General features: G+C 73.1%; 19 protein-coding genes. 10 read left to right on the top strand and 9 right to left on the bottom strand.

What is annotated here, in order from left to right:
- Positions 1 to 4: 4 nt before the first annotated feature.
- The 5 genes from ACZ5SK_RS38705 to ACZ5SK_RS38685 all read right to left on the bottom strand — a co-directional run bounded on the left by ACZ5SK_RS38705 (position 5) and on the right by ACZ5SK_RS38685 (position 4,769).
- The gene (locus tag ACZ5SK_RS38705; RefSeq protein ID WP_334577724.1) at positions 5 to 478 is read right to left on the bottom strand and encodes a hypothetical protein; all 474 of its coding nucleotides are present in this window, start codon (positions 476 to 478) and stop codon (positions 5 to 7) included.
- A 67-nt stretch (positions 479 to 545) separates the two neighbouring features.
- On the bottom strand, positions 546 to 1,451 hold the full coding sequence (locus ACZ5SK_RS38700; RefSeq protein WP_468577220.1) for a hypothetical protein: 906 nt from the start codon (positions 1,449 to 1,451) through the stop codon (positions 546 to 548).
- Between the two features lie 172 nt (positions 1,452 to 1,623).
- Complete coding sequence (locus tag ACZ5SK_RS38695; RefSeq protein ID WP_334577722.1) at positions 1,624 to 3,219, bottom strand: protein kinase domain-containing protein; 1,596 nt, start codon at positions 3,217 to 3,219, stop codon at positions 1,624 to 1,626.
- Entirely contained in the window at positions 3,216 to 3,995 is a 780-nt protein-coding gene (locus ACZ5SK_RS38690) for an FHA domain-containing protein (protein ID WP_334577721.1), read from the bottom strand. The genes ACZ5SK_RS38695 and ACZ5SK_RS38690 overlap by 4 nt, the downstream gene beginning before the upstream one ends.
- Positions 3,996 to 4,139: 144 nt before the next feature.
- A complete protein-coding gene (locus ACZ5SK_RS38685) occupies positions 4,140 to 4,769 on the bottom strand; it encodes a hypothetical protein (RefSeq protein ID WP_334577720.1) in 630 nt (209 codons plus the stop codon).
- A gap of 295 nt (positions 4,770 to 5,064) precedes the next feature.
- Between ACZ5SK_RS38685 and ACZ5SK_RS38680 the strand changes: the two genes are divergently transcribed.
- From ACZ5SK_RS38680 to ACZ5SK_RS38660, 5 genes are all read left to right on the top strand, one after another.
- Positions 5,065 to 5,919, top strand: a complete 855-nt coding sequence (locus ACZ5SK_RS38680) for a bifunctional methylenetetrahydrofolate dehydrogenase/methenyltetrahydrofolate cyclohydrolase (protein WP_334577719.1) — start codon at positions 5,065 to 5,067, stop codon at positions 5,917 to 5,919.
- Positions 5,909 to 6,523: a DUF3017 domain-containing protein gene (locus ACZ5SK_RS38675; protein WP_468577216.1), complete on the top strand. Its 615-nt coding sequence runs from the start codon at positions 5,909 to 5,911 to the stop codon at positions 6,521 to 6,523. The genes ACZ5SK_RS38680 and ACZ5SK_RS38675 overlap by 11 nt, the downstream gene beginning before the upstream one ends.
- Before the next feature lie 84 nt (positions 6,524 to 6,607).
- Positions 6,608 to 7,066: a helix-turn-helix domain-containing protein gene (locus tag ACZ5SK_RS38670; RefSeq protein WP_334577717.1), complete on the top strand. Its 459-nt coding sequence runs from the start codon at positions 6,608 to 6,610 to the stop codon at positions 7,064 to 7,066.
- Positions 7,067 to 7,174: 108 nt separating this feature from the next.
- Positions 7,175 to 8,221, top strand: a complete 1,047-nt coding sequence (locus tag ACZ5SK_RS38665; protein ID WP_361707177.1) for a helix-turn-helix domain-containing protein — start codon at positions 7,175 to 7,177, stop codon at positions 8,219 to 8,221.
- Between the two features lie 401 nt (positions 8,222 to 8,622).
- Positions 8,623 to 9,612, top strand: coding sequence for a malate dehydrogenase (locus tag ACZ5SK_RS38660; protein ID WP_334577715.1), 990 nt, complete (start codon positions 8,623 to 8,625; stop codon positions 9,610 to 9,612).
- Positions 9,613 to 9,658: 46 nt separating this feature from the next.
- On the opposite strand, the gene ACZ5SK_RS38655 is transcribed toward ACZ5SK_RS38660, so the two are convergent.
- The 4 genes from ACZ5SK_RS38655 to ACZ5SK_RS38640 all read right to left on the bottom strand — a co-directional run bounded on the left by ACZ5SK_RS38655 (position 9,659) and on the right by ACZ5SK_RS38640 (position 16,787).
- The gene (locus ACZ5SK_RS38655) at positions 9,659 to 12,976 is read right to left on the bottom strand and encodes an SAV_2336 N-terminal domain-related protein (RefSeq protein WP_468577212.1); all 3,318 of its coding nucleotides are present in this window, start codon (positions 12,974 to 12,976) and stop codon (positions 9,659 to 9,661) included.
- A 128-nt stretch (positions 12,977 to 13,104) separates the two neighbouring features.
- Positions 13,105 to 14,067: an AAA family ATPase gene (locus ACZ5SK_RS38650; RefSeq protein ID WP_334577713.1), complete on the bottom strand. Its 963-nt coding sequence runs from the start codon at positions 14,065 to 14,067 to the stop codon at positions 13,105 to 13,107.
- Positions 14,064 to 16,385: a VMAP-C domain-containing protein gene (locus ACZ5SK_RS38645; RefSeq protein WP_468577210.1), complete on the bottom strand. Its 2,322-nt coding sequence runs from the start codon at positions 16,383 to 16,385 to the stop codon at positions 14,064 to 14,066. Before ACZ5SK_RS38645 ends, ACZ5SK_RS38650 begins: the two co-directional genes overlap by 4 nt.
- 3 nt (positions 16,386 to 16,388) lie before the next feature.
- Positions 16,389 to 16,787 carry a CU044_2847 family protein gene (locus tag ACZ5SK_RS38640; RefSeq protein WP_334577711.1) on the bottom strand — a complete coding sequence of 133 codons (399 nt, stop codon included), beginning with the start codon at positions 16,785 to 16,787 and terminating at the stop codon, positions 16,389 to 16,391.
- Between the two features lie 110 nt (positions 16,788 to 16,897).
- On the opposite strand from ACZ5SK_RS38640, the gene ACZ5SK_RS38635 reads away from it, so the two are divergent.
- From ACZ5SK_RS38635 to ACZ5SK_RS38615, 5 genes are all read left to right on the top strand, one after another.
- Complete coding sequence (locus ACZ5SK_RS38635) at positions 16,898 to 17,455, top strand: DinB family protein (protein WP_334577710.1); 558 nt, start codon at positions 16,898 to 16,900, stop codon at positions 17,453 to 17,455.
- A gap of 174 nt (positions 17,456 to 17,629) precedes the next feature.
- The gene (locus ACZ5SK_RS38630; protein WP_468577207.1) at positions 17,630 to 19,165 is read left to right on the top strand and encodes an aldehyde dehydrogenase family protein; all 1,536 of its coding nucleotides are present in this window, start codon (positions 17,630 to 17,632) and stop codon (positions 19,163 to 19,165) included.
- Between the two features lie 131 nt (positions 19,166 to 19,296).
- A complete protein-coding gene (locus tag ACZ5SK_RS38625) occupies positions 19,297 to 20,829 on the top strand; it encodes a GMC family oxidoreductase (protein WP_457494661.1) in 1,533 nt (510 codons plus the stop codon).
- Positions 20,826 to 22,067: a quaternary amine ABC transporter ATP-binding protein gene (locus ACZ5SK_RS38620; RefSeq protein ID WP_468577205.1), complete on the top strand. Its 1,242-nt coding sequence runs from the start codon at positions 20,826 to 20,828 to the stop codon at positions 22,065 to 22,067. The genes ACZ5SK_RS38625 and ACZ5SK_RS38620 overlap by 4 nt, the downstream gene beginning before the upstream one ends.
- Positions 22,067 to 24,010, top strand: a complete 1,944-nt coding sequence (locus tag ACZ5SK_RS38615) for an ABC transporter permease (protein ID WP_334577706.1) — start codon at positions 22,067 to 22,069, stop codon at positions 24,008 to 24,010. Before ACZ5SK_RS38620 ends, ACZ5SK_RS38615 begins: the two co-directional genes overlap by 1 nt.
- The last annotated feature ends 32 nt before the right edge of the window (positions 24,011 to 24,042 follow it).

The raw sequence follows: 24,042 nt of genomic DNA, 5'->3' as shown, positions 1-24,042 counted from the left end.
CGGCTCAGGTCAGCCAGGTCGCGCACTCGCCGGCGGTCACCCAGCGGTGCGAGCGGATGTTGTTGTCCACGATGGGGTGGCCTGTGTTGAAGGAGTTGTCGGACAGGTCGTCCGCGAAGTACTCGTTCGGGGACAGACAGGTGTAGGCCACCTCGTAGTTCTGCAAGCCCCAGAACTGCACGACGTCCTTGCCGCCGGTGTAACCGGCGTTCATGACGGACGACGCCTTGTCCCAGGCGTTCTCGAAGCCCCCGCCGGCCGCGTTCCAGTCGGGGTCGGAGCCCGCGGTGTGGCCCAACAGCGTGCCCTGGCAGTCGTAGCCGTCCCAGGCGTAGACCTGGCCGTTGCGGCCCGGCCACTTGTTGTTGCAGCCGGTGACCTGGACCCCCGTGCCGGCCGCCTGGGCGGTCGTCGCGGGCACGGTCAGGCCGAGCGCGGTCAGGCCGATGACGGCCGCCGTGACAGCGAACTTGCGCATGACGGTTCCCCTCGTTCGGTTGTGGTGCGTTTCCTGGTTGGTGCGTCGATGTTGGTGCGTCGATGCGTCAGGCGCGCTGCGGCACGATGTGCACCGCGCGGTCGTACGCCTGGCGCTGGAGGCGCCGGTAGGTGTCGAGCGCCTCGCCGTACCGGTCCGGGAGCCGGTCGACGTAGTGGGTCTCGCGGGCCGCGGCCACCGACTTCAGGGAGGTCGCGCGGGCGCAGGTCGCGTCGGCGACCGCGGTCTTCCGCTCGGTCGCGAACGCCTGGTCGGCGCCGGCCGGGCCCAGCCGCGCGGTGTTCGCCCGTATCGCGTCCCGGGCCGCCTGCGGGTCGGGGTAGGACAGGCCGGACTTCTTCATGCACGTGGACCAGGCGGCCACGGCGGCGGTCAGCTGCCGGTCGTGCATGAGGTCGCCGGAGTACAGCGCGTTCAGGCCGGTGGCGGTCTTGGACGCGCGGAACCAGTCGCCCAGGTCGCCGTAGAGGGCTTTCTCCGCCTCCGCCGTGCAGCCGCCGAGCCGGCTGCGGACCTCGCGGGTGCTGCCGGGGAGCTTCGCCGAGACCACCTGGACGTCGTCGGCGCCGTCGAGCGCCTTGTCGAAGGCGGCCCGGCGCGCGGCGGACAGACCCTGCCGGTAGGCGGCGGTGGGGTTGTGCAGCCGCACCTGCTCCTGCTCGGCGTCGATCCGGCCGCCGTAGCCGTACGTCCGCGCCCACGCCACGTCGTCCTGCACGAACCGCACCGGCATGCTCTCGCGCAGGGTCAGGGTGCGGTCTTCCGGGTACGTGAAACCGTGCCGCTTCATGCACCGGGAGGTCAGGTGCTGCTGGGCGTCGGACACGCGGAGTTCCTGCTGCCAGGTCAGCGGCTGCGGCCGGGCCTCGCCGGCGGACCCGTCGTCCTGGGCGCAGCCGGCCACCGCCGTGACCGCCGCCATCGCGCACACCGCGGCGAACGCCCGCTTCATGGTCCTACCCCCGCTTTCCCCGTGGGCCCTGTGGCCGCTTCCCCCGTCGGCCTGTGGCCGGTTCGGTTGTCGGTGCGGGGTCCGGCCCTCCCCCGAGGGGGCCGGACCCCGCACCGACGTAGGACCAAGGTGGCGGGAAGACACGCCTGCCGGTACCTCTGACTTCACAGGGTCACGTGCGGCCCGGGGGCGTGTACTCCTTGAGGTAGTGGGCGACCTGGGTCGCGTAGTCGCGGGTCTCCGGCGGGACGCCGCCCGCCTTGTTCACCACGTTCCAGGAGGTGCGGTAGGCGGCGGCGACCAGGACGCGCCGGTCGCCGGGGAGTTCGGTTTTCAGGCGCGGTGCGATCCAGCACAGGTAGCGGCCCATCGCCGGGATGGACTCGGCCGGCGGGAACGGGGGCGACGGGACGGCCTCTCCGGGCGTGCCGTCGGCGTTCATCCACCAGCGCAGCACGCTCGGGGTCCAACGGGCGATGCCGTACTCGTTCTCGGCGGGGTCGGAGAGGCTCGGATCGAAGTTGCTCTCGACCTTCAGCATGGCGGCGATGAGGGAGGGGGTGACGGCAGGCTGGTCGCAGTCGTGCGCCGTCTCGACGATCAGCAGCCGGTACGCGGCCGGTACGCCCTTGTCGGTGCGCAGGTCCACGGCGCCGTACTGCGCGGCGGGTGTCACCGTCGCGCTCCCGCCGGGCGCCTTGTCGTCGCCGGAGGTTCCGTCGCCGGTCCAGGTGCTGATGCCGTAGCCGAGGGCCGCCAGGACGACGGCCGCGAACGTGGTGGCCAGGATCGTCGTACGACGGGACGGGCGGGACGGGCTGAACGGGCGGGAGGGGCTGAACGGGCGGCCGGGGAGCAGACGGAGCCGTCCGCCGGCCGGGGCCGTTCCGGTGGCCTTCTCCACCCGGCGCAGCAGGGCCTGGGTGCCGATCCGGTGGGCGTGCGTGCGGGCCAGGCAGGCGCGGACGATGTCCCGCCAGTCCTCCGGGAGTTGGGGTGACAGACGCAGTTCGGCGGTGCCGCGGGCGTAGGCGACGGCCGCGTCGCGGCGGGCCGTCGGCGTGCCGCCGGGCAGCGGGAAGGAGCCGGTGAGGACCAGGTGGGCGAGGACGCCGAACGCCCAGACGTCGGCGGAGGGACGGATCCGGCGGCCCCGTTCGCCGATCTCGGCCCACAGCAGCTCGGGCGGGGTGTAGTCGGGGGTGGAGAAGGCCGGGGTGTAGGCGTGCGTGCCCTCCAGCTCGGCGGCCATGTTGAAGTCGGCGAGGCGGGCCGAACCGTCCTTCATCAGCAGGACGTTGGCCGGTTTCAGGTCGCCGTGCACCCAGCCCGCCCGGTGCAGCTGGGCCAGGCCCGCGCAGACCTGGGCGAGCAGGGCCGGCCCGGCCGCGGGTTGGGCGTCGCGTCTCAGCAGCGCGGACAGCGAGTCCTCGGCCTTCTCCAGCACCAGCACGGTGGCGCCGTCGAGTTCGGGGCGGGACGGGTCGTCCACGGTGAGGGTCTCGTAGAGGCGGATGAGGCGCGGGCTGCTGAGACGGCTCAGCAACTCCACCTCACGCTCGGCCAGTTCGCGCAGATGGGCCAGCTGGCGGGGGGTGTGGGTGCCGGTGGGCAGGAACTTGAGGGCGGCCGAGGGGGCGTCGTTGTCGGGGAGGTCCCGCCGGGCCGCGTACACACTGCCGAACGCGCCGGTCGCGATCGGCTCCTGCACCTCCCAGCCGCCCACCCGGTAGCCCCTGGGGACCCGGACGGCGTACGGCTCGGTCACCGCACGGCCGCCCGGTCGGCGGGTGCGGGCGCCCGTCCCGCGAGGACGCCGAGGTCGTCCTCGCGCACCAGGTCGAAGCGGAGCGCCAGCGACACCAGGGACTCTTTCTTGCCGTTGAGCCGCGGGCCCGGGTCCGCGGTGTCGGGGGCGGGTTTGAGACGCAGCTTCACGGCCAGGTAGTCGATGTTCCACTGCACGGAGGTGCGGGAGGCGGCGGGCCAGTCCGGGCGCAGCCGGGCGACGACCTGGTCGACGGTGGGCAGCGGGGCGTGCGGTTCGCCCCGCAGCCGGGGCTCGCACAGGGCGGCCAGCACCGCGAAGTAGCGCTTTGAGCGGTCGAGGGAGAACGCGGGCGCCGTGGTCGCGCCGTCCAGGTCCGACGCGGCGCCCAGGTAGTCGTGGCGCGGCGCCCACACCTCGAACGTCAACAGGTCGCCCGCCGCGGGCAGCACGATCCGGGCGAACTCGAAGGGGACGGGCGCGTCCAGCCGTCCGGGCGCGACCTTGATGTGCTCGCCGGCGCCCTCCGGGTTGTCCACGACGTACGTCTGGTCCCGGCTGAAATTGCTCAGTATCCAGAACGCGCCCTGCGCGGTGATCTCGCCGGCCCGCCGGGAGACGCCCTCGTGCGGGATCTCCAGGCCGTTGTCGTGCGCCGACCGTCCGAAGGTCAGCCGCTCACCGGGGGCGAGCCGCAGCTGCCCCGGCTCCTGGCCGCCGGGTCCGTCCTCCCGCTGTACCAGAGGTACCGGAGGTACGACGATGATGCTGTACACGGTGTCACCCCGTCCCCACCCGCCCTTACGGCATCAGAGTGGGTGACGGGACGGGGCCGTGTCACGACACGACACGGCCCCGGCGAGGAATGGCGAGAAGACGCCGTTGCGTCGCTCGCCGTGCTGCTGGTCCGGCTGCCGCCGTCAGTACCGCGGACGACTGAACCAGGCCCCGCCGCTGATCATCGCGGAGAGGATGATGCCGCCGAACGCGAGCGAGATGACGCCCCCGAAGGTGCCCGAACCGCCGGCGCCGTTCACGATGTTGACCAGGCTGCCGAGGATCATCAGCGACGAGTACACGATGGTCGTGACCCGGATGCCGCCGCGGCCGGACTTGAACTTGACGCCCAGGAAGATCGACAGGGCGCCCAGCGCCAGCACCAGCAGACCGACCCCGACCAGCACGCCGGTCGCCGTGCCGGTCTCGTCGCCGGAGCCGAAGCCGTTGGAGGTGTCCTGCATGAGGCCGCCGACGATGCCGACGAAGATGCCGACCAGGATCTGGAAGCCGGCGATGATGAACAGCAGCACCCGGGCGGTCTTGACCAGGCCGGGCATCTCCTGCGGGACGCCGTAGCCGTATCCGTGGGGAACCGGCGGGGCCTGCGGGTAGCCGTAACCGGGCTGGCCCTGGGGAGCGGTGGGGTAGCCGTAGCCGGGCTGGCCGGGCGGCGGGCCCTGCGGCGGATAGCCGGGCGGCGGGCCCTGGGGCGGACCCTGCGGCGGACCCTGGGGCGGGCCGTAGGGGTTGTTCGGGTCGCCGAAACTCATGGCGGTCCTTCCTCCGTGTGCACTCGAGTGCGGGGACGACGGGCGGCCTGGTTCGGAGGAAGGTCTACAGATGCGGTCGTCCCCCCGGTACTGCCCGCGGCACTGTGACGGCAATCGTTCTGCAATGGTCGGTTTGTTGTCCAGCCGCATTCCGCGGCATTCCCCAGGTGTTGTGCAAGTGCAACATCATTGATCACGAACGCACAGGTCCGGATGGTGCCCGGCCTCCCGCCCGCACCCCGTACGGCGTCACCCGGATTGGAACCGGGGGCCCGTCATCCGGGAGGATGGGCGCATGACCGCCCAGATTCTCGATGGCAAGGCCACCGCAGCCGAGATCAAGTCCGAGCTGACCGCCCGAGTGGCGGCGCTGAAGGAGAAGGGTGTGACGCCCGGCCTCGGCACGATCCTCGTCGGCACCGACCCCGGCAGCCAGAAGTACGTCGCCGGCAAGCACCGCGACTGCGCCGAGGTCGGCATCGCCTCCATCCAGCGCGAGCTGCCCGGCACGGCCACTCAGGAGGAGATCGAGGCGGTCGTCCGCGAGCTGAACGACGACCCCGCCTGCACCGGTTACATCGTGCAGCTGCCGCTGCCCAGGGGCATCGACGAGAACCGCATCCTGGAGCTGATGGATCCGGCCAAGGACGCCGACGGCCTGCACCCGATGAACCTCGGCCGGCTGGTCCTGGGCGAGCCCGCGCCGCTGCCCTGCACCCCCAACGGCGTCCTCACGCTGCTGCGCCGGTACGGCGTCGAGATCAAGGGCGCCGAGGTCGTGGTCGTGGGCCGCGGGGTCACCATCGGCCGTCCGATGCCGTTGCTGCTGACCCGGCGCACCGAGAACGCGACGGTGACCCAGTGCCACACCGGCACCCGGGACCTCTCGGCGCACCTGAAGCGGGCCGACGTCATCGTCGCCGCCGCGGGCTCCGCCCACCTGGTGCGGGCCGAGGACGTCAAGCCGGGCGCGGCCGTCCTCGACGTCGGCGTCTCCCGCAACGCGGAGGGGAAGATCGTGGGCGACGTCCACCCGGACGTCCGCGAGGTGGCCGGCTGGATCTCCCCGAACCCCGGCGGCGTCGGCCCGATGACCCGTGCCCAGCTGCTCGTCAACGTGGTCGAGGCGGCGGAGCGCAGTGTCGCCTGAGGGCGCCTCCGGCAAGGCCGAGGACGAGGACGAGGACAGGGACACCGAGGGCGCGACGGACGGCATGAACGCCACGGACGCCACGGACGGCGCGGACGGCATGGGCGCGACGGACGGCGGGGACAGCGGTGACGGCGTGAAGGACGTGAACGACGGGGACGACATCGAGGTGCGCGATCCGGTCAGCGCCCCCGGCCCCGACGGTGTGCCGCGCCGCACCACCCGCCGCTTCCCGAAGTTCACCCGCGACACCGCGCGCCCCGAGGGCGCCGGCCGGGCCGCGAACGGCGACGCGCTGGCCGCTCGGCAGTGGCCGATCATCGCCGTCCTGGGCGTCGTGGCGCTCGGTCTGCTGCTGACCGCGCTCGACGTGTTCCGGATCGGCACCATCCTGATCGGCGTCGGCCTGCTGACCGGCGCTGTCCTGCGCTGGCTGCTGCCCGGCGTCGGCATGCTCGCCGTCCGCTCCCGCTTCACCGACATCGCGACCTACGGGCTGCTGGGCACCGCGATCGTCCTGCTGGCGCTGATGGCACAGCCCGACCCGTGGCTGCAGATCCCGTTCCTGAAGGACACCCTGCACTTCACGGTCACCAGCAACTGATCCCGTTCCCGCCGGCCGGTCCGGCGGGAACCGTCCGGCCGCCCCGCGTCGTCCCCTCAACGGATCGAGGGAAAGGTGGGCGGAATGGGCGCCTGGCAGCCGCTGCCGGACGGGCTGCCGTCGGAGGTACGGCACTTCGTGGAACAGTTGCGGCAGCTCAAGGACGGTACCGGCCTGAGTCTGGCCGCGCTCGGCGCGCGCACCGCGTACAGCAAGTCCTCCTGGCAGCGGTATCTCAACGCCGTCCAGCCGCCGCCCCGGCAGGCCGTCGCCGCGCTGTGCGCGGTCGCGGGGCTGGCCGGCGCGGAGGCCGAGCGCCATGTCGTGCGCTGGGAACTGGCGGTCGAGGCCTGGCCGCGGCCGGCGTCGGCGCATCCGGGCGGGGAGTACGAGGACGATCCGACGGTCCCCTGGTGGGAGCGGCTGGAGGAACCCGCCCGGGAGCCCGCGCCCCGCCCCGCCGGACGCCTCCTGCTCTACGCGGTCCTGCTCCTGCTCGCCGTGTTGCTCACGGCCGTCGGGGGAGCGGTCGCCTTCGGCTGAGGTGTGCTCGTCGTGTCGATACGTTGACAGTTCGGGGATGTGTCCCGAATCGTCTGTACATCGGGTCTAACGTTACCGATGGGGGACTTGGCGGAGGGAGGGGGTCCGATGCCTCGGTGGAAAGCTCTGCCGGACGAACTCGACCCGCACATGCGGGAGTTCGCCGAGCAGTTGCGGCGGGTGGTGGACCGCACGGGCCTGAGCGTCGCGGCGGTGGCCGACCGCACGGGCTACAGCAAGACGTCCTGGGAGCGCTACTTCAACGGCCGGCTGCTCGCCCCCAAGGGCGCGATCGTGGCGCTGGCCGAGGTCACCGGCACGCCGCCCATCCATCTGACGACCATGTGGGAGCTGGCCGAACGGGCCTGGAGCCGCTCGGAGATGCGGCACGACCGCACCATGGAGGCCCTTCGGATCGCCCAGGCGCGCGCCGCCCTGGGGGAGTTCGGGCCGCCGCCCGAGGTGCGCCAGGACGGCGGGGGCCGGGAGAAGGCCGAGGCGCCCGGGACGGCCGAGGCGCGCGGGAAGGGTGACGTACGGGTCGCGGTGACTCCGGGGGTCGCGGGCCCGGCGGGCGTGTCGCCGACGATTTTGCCCTCGCAGGCCGGGCCCGGCGGGTCCGGCGACTACGGCGGGTCCGGCGATTCCGGATCGCCGGGTGTCGGACCGCGGCGGACGGCGATGTTCCTGGCCGGGGTCGTGGGGGTGGTGACCGTCGTCGTGGGGGCGTTCCTGCTGACCGACGGCGGGGGCGCGAAGCAGGCGGTGGGTACCGTCAAGTCGCCTTCCCCGCTGGCCAGTTCGGCCCCCGTCCTGCCCTCCGGGGTGTTGTGCAGCGGCTCCGGCTGCACTGGCCGGGACGCGGAGCGGATGGGGTGCAGCGGCGACCTGGTGGAGACGGCGAAGACCGCCACGGTCGGGGCGACCCTGGTCGAGGTCCGCTACAGCAGGACCTGCCAGGCGGCCTGGGGCCGGATCACGCAGGCCGCGCAGGGGGACGGGGTGCGGGTGACCGTCGGGTCGGTGCGGCAGACCGGCAGCATCACGGTCGCCGGCGACACGATCGCGTACACGCCGATGGTGGCGGTGAAGAGCCCGGCGGACGCGAAGGCGTGCGCGGTGCTGGCGTCCGGGCAGCAGGGGTGCACGCCATAGCCCCCGTCGGCCGGTGAAAGAAGCGGCAGAGAAGACCGCGCAGAAGACCGCGCCGAAGACTGAGGAGAAGACCGCGGAGAAGACCGCGGAGAAAAAACGGCGGCGAGAGGAATAGCCCCGTCCGCGCGGGGCACGCGAACCGTACCCCCACGGGAGTCCGGCGCGACCCGGTACCCCCACCACGGCGGCCGCTCGGTTCCTCCTCTCCCGGACCGGCGGCCGCCGGTCCGTCGTCGGCCGAGCCGCTCTGTGGGACGGGCCACACAACCCCGGACGTCCGGGATCCCGGATGCGCGATAGCCTGACCGCTGGATGGATCTCTTGATACCAAGAGATCGATCATTTGTACGTCCCACCCGGGGCAGGGACGCCCCACCGACAGCTGTCATACGGAGAACGCCATGACCCGCACTCCCGTGAACGTCACCGTCACCGGCGCGGCCGGCCAGATCGGTTACGCCCTGCTCTTCCGCATCGCCTCCGGCCAGCTGCTCGGCGCGGACGTGCCGGTCAAGCTGCGCCTGCTGGAGATCACCCCCGCGCTGAAGGCCGCCGAGGGCACCGCGATGGAGCTCGACGACTGCGCCTTCCCGCTGCTCCAGGGCATCGACATCACGGACGACCCGAACGTCGCCTTCGACGGCGCGAACGTCGCCCTCCTCGTCGGCGCCCGCCCCCGCACCAAGGGCATGGAGCGCGGTGACCTCCTGGAGGCCAACGGCGGCATCTTCAAGCCGCAGGGCAAGGCCATCAACGACCACGCCGCGGACGACATCAAGGTCCTCGTCGTCGGCAACCCGGCCAACACCAACGCGCTCATCGCGCAGGCCGCCGCGCCGGACGTACCGGCCGAGCGCTTCACCGCGATGACCCGCCTGGACCACAACCGCGCGCTGACCCAGCTCGCGAAGAAGACGGGCTCGACGGTCGCCGACATCAAGCGCCTCACCATCTGGGGCAACCACTCGGCCACCCAGTACCCGGACATCTTCCACGCCACGATCGCCGGCAAGAACGCCGCCGAGGTCGTGAACGACGAGAAGTGGCTGGCCGAGGACTTCATCCCGACCGTCGCCAAGCGCGGCGCGGCCATCATCGAGGCGCGCGGCGCGTCCTCGGCCGCCTCCGCCGCCAACGCGGCCATCGACCACGTGTACACCTGGGTCAACGGCACCGCGGACGGCGACTGGGCCTCCATGGGCATCCCGTCGGACGGCTCCTACGGCGTCCCGGAGGGCCTGATCTCCTCCTTCCCGGTCACCACCAAGGACGGCAAGTACGAGATCGTCCAGGGCCTGGACGTCAACGAGTTCTCCCGCGCCCGTATCGACGCGTCGGTGCAGGAGCTGACGGAGGAGCGCGAGGCGGTCCGCGCCCTCGGCCTCATCTGATTCCCGTAACGCTGTGATCCCCGGGTCGGCCGCGGCTGCCCGGGGATCAGTGCGTCCGGGTTTGCACGACCCGCTCCGCCAGGTACAGGAAGGCGTTCAGGGTCGGTGTCCGCAGCCCGTTCAACTCCCTTTCCTGGAAGAACGAGGAGCTCAGCGCCCGGTCGAAGGGCACTACGACCACCTGGTTCACACTCACCCCGACACGGCTCGCCAGGGCGGCCGGCACGCGCCGCGCGGAAGGCCCGTCGACCTCGGTGACGACGACGATCGCCTCGTCGGCCAGCCGCCAGCGGCGGGCGGTGCGCAGCCGCTCCAGGACCTGCCGGGCCGCGGCGAGGAACCAGTCGGCGGTGCCGCAGCACAGGATCAGCCGGTCGGTCAGGTCCAGCACGGGGTCCGCCGAGTCGTCGAGCCGCTGCGGCGCCCAGTCGGTGAGCACGAACGAGTAGAACGGCTCCGTCCGGGCCAGCACATGCTCGTAGGCCTGGGCGTGCACCAGGTTCGGGTTGGCGTGGCCCGACGGGTGCGCGGCCACTTCCAGTCCGGACGGCAGCCGGGTGGTCAGGGCGCGGACCTCGTCGTACGACGGGTCGGTGGAAAGCCCCGCGAGATCGCGCACCGTGGCCGGGTTACGGTCCGTCAGGAAGCGTCCCAGGGCCCCCTCGTGGGCCGCTCCGTCGAGGGCGAGGACGGGCTCGCCGCGGACCGCGGCGAGCAGGGAGCCGAGCACCATCGTCGTGGTGGCCCGCCCGCTGTAGTGGTAGGCGCCGACCACCGTGAGGCGCCTGCCGTGGCGCAGCGGCGTCCGCAGCCGGGCCAGCCGGGCCTCCGCCTCGCGGCGGGCGCTGCCGAAACGGGGCGGGCGCAGGCCCGCGGGCAGACCGGGCCCTGACGGCACACCGGCCCCGGACGGCGGGCCGGCCGGCGGCAGGGCGAGCGGGACGCGCTCCGTGGGCAGGGCGTTCACCGCGGACGCCGGCGGGACGGTGCGGGTGACGCGGGACTGGGCGATGTACCGGGCCAGCACGTCCGCGACCTCGGCCGCGCTGGGCCGCTCGGCCGGGTCCGCGGCCAGGCACCGCAGGACGCGCCGCCGCAGCTCCCGCCAGGTGTCGCCCTGCCACAGATGCATGCCCTCCGGCTGGCCGGGCAGCTCCCAGCCGGCCTTGCTGCTGACGATCTGGAGCAGCTCACCCAGCGCGCGCACGTTGTCCTCGGGGGTCGGCGGCGGCCCCGTGCCCACGTAAGCGCCGTCCACGGCGCAGTCGGAGAGGTCCGCGAGGACGACCGACCGGCGCAGCACGTGGATGTTCTCCGCGTTGAGATCCGCGAGCACGATCCCGTGCAGATGGCACAGGGCCAGCGCACTGGCGAGGTGCCAGCCCACGACCAGCGCGGTGATCTTGTCGAAGGGGGCGCGGCCCTCCGTGTGGGCCGCGTTGAAGATCTCCGCGAGGCGGGGCGCGCCGGGCTGCTGCGGGCCTTCGCCGATCGGAGCCACCGCCAGCCAGGGCGGCCGGTCCCCGAGCTCGGTGGAGAGCAGCGCGGGGGCGTACTGGCCGCCCAGCCGGCGCAGCGCCTCCGTCTCGGCCGCCAGGGCGTCGCCGGCCGGGTGATCGGGGCGTGGGGTGCGGACCAGGGCATGGGCGCCCTGCGCGTCGACGGCGTCGTACTCCACGGTCCGCCGCAGCCGCCGGCGCCGCAGCAGCCGGTACGGTCCGAGGCGCCGGGGGTCGTCCTCCAGCAGGGAGGTCCAGCCGTCCGGCGATTCGGTGCTCGCGCCGCGCCCCGCCTCCAGTCCCAGCGCCTCACGCTCGAACGACACCCCGAAACGGGTGAGCAGCCGGCGCTCGACGCTGGTGAACGGGCGGTGGCTGCCGGGGAGGTGGGCCGTACCGTCCGGGTGGGCGAGCCAGGCCGGGAAGTCCGGTGAGTGGCCGGCGAGTTGCTCCAGGCGCCGCCCGATGCTGCGGCTGGTCCTGAGCAGTTCGGCCTGCGGAACCGCGTCCAGGAGCACCAGCCTGGAGGTGTCGGAGAAGTCGAAGACCTGGTGCTTGGCGGGCAGTGGCCCCGGCACCGGCGCGGGGTGCGGCCGCATCAGCCCGCCGAGGAAGACCTCCGCGAGGTGGGAGGTCCGGGCCCGCCACGGGACGGCCGTCTGCACGAGCCGCATGACCGGCACGGTCAGTGGCGACACGGCCGCCAGGTGCGCCGCGAGCCGGTACGCCTCCGGGGTGGCGGCGTCCCGGAAGTGCTGGGCGTCGCCCGGGCCGGCGGCGGGGCCGCTCGCGCCGTGCCGCCCGGGCCGGGACAGCAGGGGCAGCGGGACCGTGGTGCCGGGGGAGGCGAGGAGATGGGCCCAGTTGCGCAGGGAGGCCGCCGTCGGCTCCAGGACCGGCACCGGAACCCCGTCGAAGGCGGCGAGGTCGGCCGGGAGGACCGGGTCGGTGATGTCCCAGGAGGTGTTGGCGCCGCCGATGCGCCGAGTCGTGGCCTGCCAGCGCTCGGCGTGGATGCCGGAGCCCTCCCACAGGTCGGGCGGCAGGGTGTGGAGCACGGCGGTGGGTCCGCGGGAGGCCCACTGCGACAGCAGCCGGTGCAGGGCGCCGCTGCGCCAGGAGGCGCCCATGCCGTCGCTGACGACGAGGACCAGGGTGTGCCCCGACGGGTCGCTGACGGTGCTGAGCGGCACGGATGTGCTGTCGTGCCGGAAGGGGCGGGCGTGCAGCCGGGGTTCTGGCGCGCTGCGGGTGTCGAGGCCAAGGACGCGGTTGGTGGCGAAGGCGCCGAGACGTTCGAGGAGGGTGCGCAGCTCGGCGCCGAGGCGGTGCCACAGGAGCATCGACAGGCCGTCGTCGACGAGCAGCACCAGATGCAGCCACCGCTCCTGCACGGGCCGTTGCACCACGTCGGGCAGCCGCGTCTCGGCGAGTTCGGCGGCGGTGCGCTCCTCGTCGATCTCCAGGCGGTGCGGGCTGGGGTGGCGGCGGCGCAGCGGCCGGAGCGCGCGGCCCAGCGCCAGTTCGGCCGCGAGCGCCTTGTCCTCGGGGACCCGGACGGGCATGGCCCGGTTCGGTTCGCTGCTCTGCCGCAGCCGGATGTCCGGCATCGGCGGCGGCGTGGAACGGGCCGACCCGTACAGGGAGGGGGCGGTGAGGTCCGGCAGGTCCGGGTCGTCGGGGTCCGGCGCCGGCGACTTCGGACCGGGCTCGTCGGCTTCGGGCGCGGACGGACCGGCGTCCCCGGGTTGCCCGGCGGGGGCAGTCGGGTTGAGCGCGGTGGCCGCTCCGGCGGGCAGCGCCCTGGCCAGCCACAGCACGTCGAGCACCTGATCGGCGTCCAGGTCGTGCCCGACACCCCGCAAGACCCGCAAAGCCTCCCCGAGCCGCGCCCCACCGCCCCCGGATCCGGCGCCGGCCCGGCTCTCGCCCCCGCTCACCGCACCCCCGCTCACCGCACCCCCCTCACCACGGCCGCCTCGTCATGGCCGTCTCACATCGCGCCGGTGAGCTGGTGCAGTACGGCGTCCAGGAGGCCCTCGGCGTTGAGGTCGACGCCTCCGGTGCGCAGGAACACCGCGTTGAGCAGCTGGTCGGTGGCGAGTTCGCCGGGGGCGCGGCGGCGCAGGAACGCGTCGATCAGGTCGTCGGCCTCGCGCAGCGCCTCCTCGCCGAGGTGGGCGGTGACGATGGCCCGCAGCCGTGCCTCGTCGGGCACCGGCAGGTCGAGCCGGACGCAACGGCGCAGGAAGGCGGGCGGGAAGTCGCGCTCACCGTTGCTGGTGATGACGACCACCGGGAACTCGGCGCACTGGACCCGTCCCTGACGCACCGTCACCGTGCCTCGGTGATCGGCGGTCTGCACCTCCACCTCGACCATGTCCTCGGGGAGCCGGGTCAGTTCGGGGATGTCGAAGTAGCCCTCCTCGAAGACGGTGAGCAGGTCGTTGGGGAGATCGACATCACCCTTGTCCATCTCGTCGATGAGCAGGGCGCGCGGTGTGGCGGAGGGCACCAGCGCGGTGCCGAGCGCGCCGAGCCGGATGAACGTCCCGATGGACGGCTCGCGTTCGCCCCGGTCCCGGCTGAGGGTGGTTTCGCGCAGCCGTCCGATGGCGTCGTACTGGTAGAGCGCCTCGCGCACGGACGACCGGCTGTTGATGGACCAGCGCAGCAGTTCGCCGAGCCGCAACTCGTGTGCCACGGCACGGGCCAGCGAGGACTTGCCGGTGCCCGCCGGTCCGGTGACCAGCAGCGGGCGGCGCAGATGCAGCGCCGCGTTGACGACGTCGGCGTGCTGCTGCTCGATCAGGTAGGGCAGTTCGGGGCGGACGGCCGGCGTCGGGCTGAAGCGGCGCCATGGCGGGGCCGAGGGCAGGGCGACGGCCCGCGGGACGCCGTCGCCGCGGAAGAGGCGCCAGTCGGCGCGGGCCTCGGGGTCCTCTGCGGAGGTCATGCGCTCTCCTGGGGTTCGGTCAGGTGCAGCCGGGGCACCGTGCGGTCGGCGTCCGCCCAGGCGAGGACCGGGCGGCCGGGGAACTCGGGAGCGCGCGTCCCCCTGGCGTTGGCCCGGTAGACACGGACCCCGTCGGGCAGTTCACGGGTGGCGACCTCCGCCATGTGCCGCACGACATGGGACGGCGCCGAGGAGGGAGTCGAAGAGGGAGACGCAGCGGAGGCCGCCGAGGATGACACCGAAGACGAAGACGAAGACGAAGACGAAGACGAAGAAGACGGAGAAGAAGGGGACGATGCCTCCGTGCCGGTTCCGCGGTCCCACACCACCACCGGTATGCCCACGGCGAGGCAGATCTGAACGATGGCGTCGCGCGGGCCCGGCGGGACGTCGACGGAGACGCGGACGGTGTCGAGCCGGCCCATGAGCTCGTAGTAGATCTGGTGCGGGTCCTGGGCGGGGTCCGAGACGACCAGCGTCTCCCCCGAGTCGAGCTGCCGCCACCGCTCCCGCCAGTCCGGGAGGAACCGCTCGTGCCGGCGCAGCAGTTCCGGGCAGTGCACCACCAGCGGGAACTCGACCCCGAGCACACCCGGCACGACCTCCCCCGGCGCCTGGGCGGCCCATTCGTCGACCGGGAGATTGAGGTCGGCGCGGTCCACGAGGACCTCCACCAGCGGTCGTGCCCCGTCCGTCGCCGAGGGCGCGAGGGACTCCAGGACGCGCAGCAGTTCGCGTGCCGCCCCCGACGCCGAGTACGTGGCGGAACTGTCGACCGACATCTGCCGCGGCCCGGTGCCCTCGTCGCACCACACGCGCATCCGGTGCCGCCCCCGCCCGGCCCGCGTCACCTGGGCCAGGACCCGCACCCGCCGCGCCCCGCCGCGCAGCATCCGGGCCCAGTCCCCGGCGTCGGAGCGCCGCTCGCGCAGCGCCGCCGACGGAATGCCGAGCCGTCCGGCCACCCCGTCCGACCACAGCCGCAGGTCCGCCTTGCGGGGCTGCGGACACAGGGCGGCGATGTACTCGACGACCCGCAGCAGCGCGGGGACCCGGGGCCCGCCGTCGTCGGAGTGGCCGTCGCCGGGCAGTGTCTCCAGGCGGTCGAGGACGATGTCGAGGGTGTCCCCGTCGGCCGGCACCGCGACCCGCTTCGTCGCCTCGCGCACCGCCTCGGGGAACCGCGCGAGGACGGGCCGTTCGATCCGGCGCAGGATCTGGTGCAGCCGCCGGTGCTCGCGCGGTGCGAGCAGCAGGGGAATGTCCGTGAGCCGGCCGGCGACCAGGACCCGGTCGGCGGACCTCGGATCCCTGGGCCGCAGGATCTCGACCAGGGCGGGCAGTGCGCGCGGATGGGTGACCAGGAAGCCCGCGAACTCCTCGACCGTGGGCGGTGTCACCGGGCTGCCCGGCGCGATCCCGCACTCGTGCGCGAGCTGACGGGCGGTGTCACCGAGCGTGTACGGCGACGCGAGGGCGTTCCTGAGCGCCATCACCAGCATGCCGTGAGCGGGATCGTCGGACTCGACGTCTGCACCGCTCCCCACGCTCCCTACGCCCCCCGCGCCCTGCTGGGCTCCCGGGCCGCAGGTGCCGTCCGGGTCGAGGATGCCGAGGGGGCGCAGTTCCGCCTCGACCCGCTGCCAGGGGATGCCCCAGCTGCGCCGGATCAGGTGCTGCGGGTCGGGCGGCAGACGGGCTCCGTCCGGACCGCACGGTGGCATGTAGTGCGCGGCGACGAGCCCTACGACGGCCCCGTCCTCCTCCGACCAGAGCGGCCCCCCGCTGTAGCCGGGGCCGACCGCCATGCCGGTGCTCTTGCCGTCGAGGTAGCCGATCGGGCCGTCCAGAGCGGCGACCTCGAGATCCGCGAAGGTCGCGCCGTGCCCGCTGCCGTGCCAGGCCCGCACCTTCTGGCCGGGCGCCATGGCCGCACGGGGTGCGGGGGCCGGGACGCTGCCGAGCGGTGCCTCGATCCGCAGCACCGCGAGATCGCCGAGCCACTCGCCGTCGCCGTCCCGCACCGCCCCGCCGTCAAGAGCGCGCGGGGCGATCCAGTGCACCACGCGCGCGGGGTACCGCGTGGTCCGCAAGGGGCCGTCCAGCGCGACGAACACCTCGTCCAGCCTCGGTGTCCGGGTTTCGAAGAGTGCTCTGCCCAAGGCGTCGTTGATCACGTGTGCGCAGGTCAGCACCGTGTCGATGCCGAGTACGACCGCCCCGCCCGCCGTCCTGCCGTCCGCCGACCGGCGCACGGAGGCGACGCGTGATCCCGCCTCCGCGTCGCCGGACGTTGCCACGGCCTTGAACCAGCCCATGGTTCACTCCGTGCCGGGCGCCGGTTTCCAGCTGGCGGTCACCGTGAGATGCGCCTGACCGTTCCCGCCCACGATCCCGAGTTTCAGATCCTGCCCGATCTGCACACCGAAGGTGACGCTCAGCTCGGCCGGCGGGTCCGGCACGGCCGAGACGACGTCGTGCACCTCTTGCAGCAGCGGCCCGAGCGGTTTGAGCGCGGTGCGCAGCGCCCCCGCCGCGAAGCTGGCGACGGCGGCCCCTCCGGTGGCCACGGGGACGGCTCTGCCCATGCCCTCGGGGAGGTCGGCACCGCCGTCGGGGAGGGCGGCACCGCTGTCGTGGACGGGAGTCGCGGACGTCAGCACGAATCTGACGGGCGTGCCGTCGTCCAACTCTTCTGCTGCGCTTATCGGTTGGGCCACGCCGACATTGTGATCGACGAGACGGGGACGGACCAGCCCCCCGCGTCGAAGAGCGGCGCTCCCAGCGGTTCCTGTGCGAGGCCCGACCGCCTGACCGTAGCCTGCGGGCCATGAGTGACAGTGAGAACACCGAGCCCGTGCTGCTGGAGCCGCCCGTCGCCGGCTCCGAGGCCGACACGCTGGTCGGCTCCCTGGAGCGGCAGCGCAGGATCCTGGCCTGGAAGTGCGAGGGCCTGGACGCGGCCGCACTGAACACCCGGCTCGCGCCCTCGACCCTCACCCTGGGCGGGCTGCTGAAGCATCTGGCGCTGGTCGAGGACGAGTACCTCACCCGGCGTCTGCTGGGCAAGCCGCTCGGCGCGCCCTGGGACACGGTCGACTGGGACGCCGAGCCCGACTGGGAGTGGCGGTCCGCCGCCTCCGACACGCCCGAGCAGTTGTACGGGCTGTGGGAGGCGGCGGTGGCCCGCTCCCGGGCCCATGTCCGGCAGGCGCTCGCGGAGGGCGGACCCGACCGTCTCGTCGCCTACACGAGCGCGCGCGGCGAGTCGCCCAGCCTGCGTCACATATTCGTCGACCTGATCGAGGAGTACGCCCGCCACGTGGGCCAGGCCGACCTGATCCGCGAGTCGATCGACGGCCGGGTGGGGGAGGACCCGCCTCGCTGAACGAGCGATCGGTGTTCGTCTTGTCCTCATATGCCCGCATTTTCAGTGACGCGGCGCACTTTCGGCCATGGATTGCGCATGCAAGCGGGGGGCGGGGGCAGGCGATCGCGGTCCCCGAGAGCGCCCAGCGGGTGACACAGGGGGACTGAACAGGAACGGAAGGCAACACCGATCATGGCCGACAGGACGGAACAGCCGGAACTGCGAGAGCACCGGACGATTCATATCGGCGGCGAGTGGCTGGAAGCGGCCTCCGGCGCCACCCGCGAGATCCTCGACCCCGCGGACGGCCGCCCCTTCGCCGTGGTGGCGGAGGGCGACGAGAAGGACACCGACCTGGCGGTCGCGGCCGCCCGTGCCGCCTTCGACGGCGGTGCGGGCGGCTGGCCCCTCACCCCCGCCGTGGAACGCGCCGCCGTGCTGCACCGCGTCGCCGACCTCCTCATACGCGACCGCGAACGACTCGGCCTGCTGGAGAGCCGGGACGCGGGCAAGACGCTCGAAGAGGGCCGCGTCGACATCGACTGCGTCGCCGACGCCTTCCGCTACTTCGCCGGCCTCGTCGCCTCCGAGGCCCCGGGCCGGGTCGTCGACGCGGGCACGGCCGACGTCCACAGTGTCGTCGTCCACGAACCCGTCGGCGTCTGCGCGCTGATCACCCCCTGGAACTACCCCCTGCTCCAGGCGAGTTGGAAGATCGCCCCGGCCCTCGCCGCGGGCAACACCTTCGTCGTCAAGCCGAGCGAGATCACCCCGCTGACGACCATCGCGCTGATCGACCTGCTGCTCGAGGCCGGGCTGCCCGCCGGGGTCGCGGGCATCGTCACCGGTCCCGGGCACACCGTCGGCTCCCGGCTCGCCGAGCATCCCGACGTCGACCTCGTCTCCTTCACCGGCGGCCTGGTCAGCGGCACGAAGGTCGCGCGGGCGGCCGCCCCGACCGTCAAGAAGGTGGCCCTCGAACTCGGCGGCAAGAACCCCAACGTGGTCTTCGCCGACGCCTGCGCCACCCCCGAGGCCTTCGACACCGCCGTCGACCAGGCCCTCAACGCGGCCTTCATCCACAGCGGCCAGGTCTGCTCGGCGGGCTCCCGCCTCATCGTCGAGGAATCGGTGCGGGACCGCTTCGTCGCCGAACTCGCCCGCAGGGCAGGCCGGATCAGGCTCGGCCGCGGCACCGAGGACGGCGTCGAGTGCGGGCCGCTCGTCTCCGAGCAGCAGCGCGCCAAGACCGAGGAGTACGTCGCCTCCGCGCTCGCCGAGGGCGCGGTGCTGCGCAGCGGCGGCGAGCGGCCCGAACCCGCCCCGCACCGCCCGGAGTCCGGCTACTTCTACGAGCCCACCGTCCTTGACCACTGCCACCGCGAGATGCGGGTCGTGCGGGAGGAGGTCTTCGGGCCGGTCCTCACCGTGGAGACCTTCCGCACCGAGGACGAGGCCGTCGCGCTCGCCAACGACACCGAGTACGGCCTCGCGGGCGCCGTCTGGACCGCCGACGCGGGCCGGGCACGACGGGTCGCCGGGCGGCTGCGCCACGGCACCGTCTGGATCAACGACTTCCATCCCTACCTGCCGCAGGCGGAGTGGGGCGGCTTCGGCAAGAGCGGGGTCGGCCGCGAGCTGGGTCCGGCCGGGCTCGCCGAATACCGCGAGACCAAGCACGTCTACCAGAACCTCGCACCGAAGCCCGTCCGCTGGTTCGCAGGCTGAGCCCCCTCCACCCCTCCCCAGACGGCTCAGACGATTCAGACGGCTCAGGCCATTCAGACGACTTAGACGGCTCAGATGTCTCAGGCCGCTCGGATCGCTCAGATCGCTCAGATTTCCCTGGAGTACCCCCCATGTCCGAGAACCCCCACGTCTACGACTATGTGGTCATCGGAGGCGGAACCGCCGGTTCCGTCATCGCCTCCCGGCTGACCGAGAACCCCGACACCACCGTCGCCGTCATCGAGGGCGGCCCCACCGACGTCGGCCGCGACGACGTCCTCACCCTGCGCCGCTGGATGGGCCTGCTCGGCGGAGAGCTCGACTACGACTACCCGACCACCGAGCAGCCGCGCGGCAACTCCCACATCCGGCACAGCCGCGCCCGAGTCCTCGGCGGCTGCTCCTCCCACAACACGCTCATCGCCTTCAAGCCGCTGCCCTCCGACTTCGACGAGTGGGAGGCGGCCGGCGCCCAGGGCTGGGGCGCGGTCCCGATGGAGGCCTACTACGCCCGCCTGCTGAACAACATCGTCCCGGTCGACGAGAAGGACCGGAACGCCATCGCCCGCGACTTCGTCGAAGCGGCGCAGCAGGCCGTCGGGGTACCCCGCGTCGAGGGCTTCAACCGCAAGCCCTTCACCGACGGCGTCGGCTTCTTCGACCTCGCCTACCACCCCGAGACCAACAAGCGCTCCAGCGCGTCGGTGGCCTACCTGCACCCGGTGCTCGACGAGCGGCCCAACCTGACGATCCTGCTGGAGACCTGGGCGTACCGGCTGGAGCTGGACGGCTCCCGGGCACAGGGCGTGCACGTCCGCACGAAGGACGGCGAGGAGATCCTCGTACGGGCCCGGCGCGAGGTCGTGCTGTGCGCGGGAGCCGTCGACTCGCCCCGGCTCCTCCTGCACTCGGGCATCGGACCCAAGGCCGACCTGGACGCCCTCGGCATCCCCGTCGTCCACGACCTGCCCGGCGTCGGCGAGAACCTCCTCGACCACCCCGAGTCGGTGATCGTCTGGGAGACCCACGGTCCGATACCGGAGAACTCCGCGATGGACTCCGACGCCGGCCTGTTCGTGCGCCGCGACCCCGACCACGCGGGCCCCGACCTGATGTTCCACTTCTACCAGGTCCCCTTCACGGACAACCCGGAGCGACTGGGCTACGAACGCCCGCCGTACGGAGTCTCGATGACCCCCAACATCCCCAAGCCGAAGTCCCGCGGACGGCTCTACCTGCAAAGCGCGGACCCGGCCGTGAAGCCCGCCCTCGACTTCCGCTACTTCACCGACGAGGACGACTACGACGGCCGCACCCTCGTCGACGGCATCCGCATCGCCCGCGAGATCGCGAGGACCGAGCCGCTGGCCGGCTGGCTCAAACGCGAGGTGGCCCCCGGCCCGCACATCACGGGCGACGAGGAACTGAGCGAGTACGCCCGCAAGGTCGCCCACACCGTGTACCACCCGGCGGGCACCTGCCGGATGGGCGCCGTCGACGACGAACAGGCCGTCGTCGACCCGCAGTTGAAGGTGCGCGGACTGGACGGACTGCGGATCGCCGACGCGTCCGTGTTCCCGACCATGACCGCCGTCAACCCGATGATCGGGGTGCTGATGGTAGGCGAGAAAGCCGTAGACCTGATCGGAGGCGATGCACGATGACGATCACGCCCGCCACCCGCAAGCCGCCCACCACGGGCGCCGACGACCCCGTCTTCTCGGTCGACGGCCTGTGGAAGGTCTTCGGCCCCAAGGCCGACCGGATCCCCGCCGACCCCGAACTGGCCTCGCTGGCCCCCGCCGAGCTGCGCTCCCGCACCGGCTGCACGGCCGCCGTCCGGGACGTCTCCTTCGACGTCCGCAAGGGCGAGGTCTTCGTCGTGATGGGCCTGTCCGGCTCCGGCAAGTCCACCCTCGTGCGCTGTCTGACCCGGCTGATCGAGCCGACGGCCGGCACGATCGCCGTCGACGGCGAGGACGTCCGCGCGATGGACCGCACCCGGCTGCGCGAACTGCGCCGGCACCGCGCCGCCATGGTCTTCCAGCACTTCGGCCTGCTCCCGCACCGCACCGTCCTCGACAACGTGGCGTACGGCCTGGAGATCCAGGGCATGGGGCGTGCCGAGCGGCGGGCGCGCGCGAAGGAGGTCGTCGAGAAGGTCGGCCTCGACGGCATGGAACAGCGCAGGCCCGCCCAGCTCTCCGGCGGCCAGCGGCAACGCGTCGGCCTGGCCCGGGCGCTGGCCGTCGACCCGGAGGTCCTCCTCTTCGACGAGCCGTTCAGCGCGCTCGACCCGCTCATCCGGCGCGACATGCAGGAGGAGGTCGTCCGGCTGCACCGCGAGGAGGGCCGCACGATGGTCTTCATCACGCACGACCTCAGCGAGGCGCTGAAACTGGGCGACCGCATCGCCCTCATGCGCGACGGCCGCGTGGTGCAGTTGGGCACCCCCGAGGAGATCGTGGGCTCCCCGGCCGACGACTACGTCCGCGAGTTCGTCCGCGACGTACCGCGCGAGCAGGTACTGACGGTCCGCACGGCCATGCGGCCCGCGTCCGCGGGGGAGGCGGGCAGCGGCCCGGCGGTGTCCCCGGCCGCGACGGTCTCCCAGGCCATCGAGGCGGTGGCCCGGGCAGGCACTCCGGCCCGCGTCATGAACGCAGGCCGCTGCCTGGGCATGGTCGACTCGGACACCCTCCTGGCAGTGGTCGCCGGAACGTCACCCACACCCACACCCACGCCCACACCCGCACTCACGCCCACCCCTGCCACCGACACGGCTGACGACGCCATGCCGGCCGGCGCGGCGCCCGTCCCGGCGCCCGTCCCCAAGCAAGCGGCACCCGTTAAGCGCGGCCAAGCGCCTCAGCCCCCGAGCACCGGCACGGAGGCCGTCTGATGGCAACGGTCACCTTTTCCACCCCCCGACTCGCCCTGCCCGGCTTCCTCAAACACCAGGCCGCCCGCAAGCTCCTCATCCTCGCCCTGGCCGCCGCGATCCTCGTCCCGCTGGCCAACGCCCGCTGGTCCAGCGGCAGCTGGCCCGCATCGCTCACCGTCGACCTCACCAAGCCCCTCACCAGCACCAGCGACTGGATCATCGACAACCGGGACAGCCACCCCCTGTTCCTCTACTTCCTCGGCCACGTCAGCAACGGAGTGGTCCTCTCCGTACGCGCCGTCTACCTCCTCCTGCTCGGCGCAGGCTGGGCGGGCGTCACCGCGGCGGGCGCGCTGATCGCCTGGCGCGTCGCCGGCGTGCGCCTCGCGCTCGGCACGGCGGCCGCGTTCCTGGCCTGCGGCCTGCTCGGCATGTGGGTGCCGACGATGCAGACGCTCGCCCTGATGGTCGTAGCCGTCCTCGCCTCGGTCGTCGTGGGCGCGCTGCTCGGTCTGGCCGGCGGTCTCTCCGAGCGCCTCGACCGCGCCCTGCGCCCGGTCCTGGACACCATGCAGGTGCTGCCCGCGTTCGCGTACCTCCTCCCGGTCGTGCTGGTCTTCGGCATCGGCGTCCCGGCGGCCGTCCTGGCCACCGTCGTCTACGCCGCCCCGCCCATGGCCCGGCTCACCGCGCTCGGTCTGCGCGGCGCCGACAAGGAGGTCCTGGAGGCGGTGGACTCGCTGGGCGCGACCGCACGCCAACGCCTGCTGACCGCCCGGATCCCGCTGGCCCGCAGGGAACTCCTCCTCGGCCTCAACCAGACGATCATGATGGCGCTGTCGATGGCGGTCATCGCGTCGGTGATCGGCGCGGGCGGCCTCGGCGACCGCGTCTACCAGGCGCTGGCCTCCGTCGACGTGGGCGCGGCCCTCGCCGCCGGCATCCCGATCGTGCTGCTCGCGGTCGTCCTGGACCGCGTCACGGCCGCCGCCGGACAGGGCGGCGACGACGCACCCGCCCGGTGGACCACCTGGGCCTACGCGGCGGCCGCCGCCGTGGCCGTGGCCCTCGCCGGACGCGCGGTCGGCCGGCTCGACTGGCCCGACGCCTGGACGGTGACCATCGCCGCCCCGGTCAACGACGCCGTCGGCTGGATGACCGACCACCTCTACTCCGGGGTGCCCGTCGTCGGCGGCACCGCCGACTGGGCCGGCCACTTCACCACCTGGGTCCTCGACCCCGTCCGGGACGGCCTGCAGGGGCTGCCCTGGTGGGCGGTGCTGCTGCTGGTCGCCGCGATCGCCTGGCCGATCGGCACCTGGCGCACCGCGCTGACCGCCGTCCTCGCGCTCGCCGCGACCGGTGTGCTCGGCGTGTGGGAGCCGTCCCTGGACACCCTGTCCCAGGTGCTGGCCGCCGTCGCCGTCACCCTCGTCCTGGGCTTCGCGATCGGCGTCGCCGCCGCCCGCAGCGACCGCTTCGAGCGGCTGCTGCGTCCCGTCCTGGACGTGTTCCAGACGATGCCGCAGTTCGTGTACCTGATCCCGGTCGTCGCGCTGTTCGGCGTCGGCCGCGCACCCGCCGTCGCGGCGGCCGTCGTCTACGCGCTGCCCGCCGTCGTCCGGATCACCGCGCAGGGCCTGCGGCAGGTCGACCAGGCGGCGATGGAGTCGGCCCGCTCCCTCGGCGCGACCGGCACGCAACAGCTCCGTCAGGTCCAACTTCCGCTGGCCCGGCCCGCGTTGCTGCTCGCCGTGAACCAGGGCGTGGTCCTCGTCCTCGCCGTCGTCGTCATCGGCGGTCTGGTCGGTGGCGGCGCGCTCGGCTACGACGCCGTCTTCGGGCTCGCCCAGGGCGACCTCGCGACCGGTCTGGTGGCCGGCGCCGCGATCGTCTGCCTCGGCCTGATGCTCGACCGGGTGACGCAGCCGACGGAACGCCGTGCGAAGAAGGGAGCGTGACATGCGGATTCGTATGCGCATGCGTACGCGTA

The organism is Streptomyces sp. NPDC031474 (genome assembly GCF_055581185.1).
This window is presented reverse-complemented; position numbering and strand designations above follow the sequence as displayed.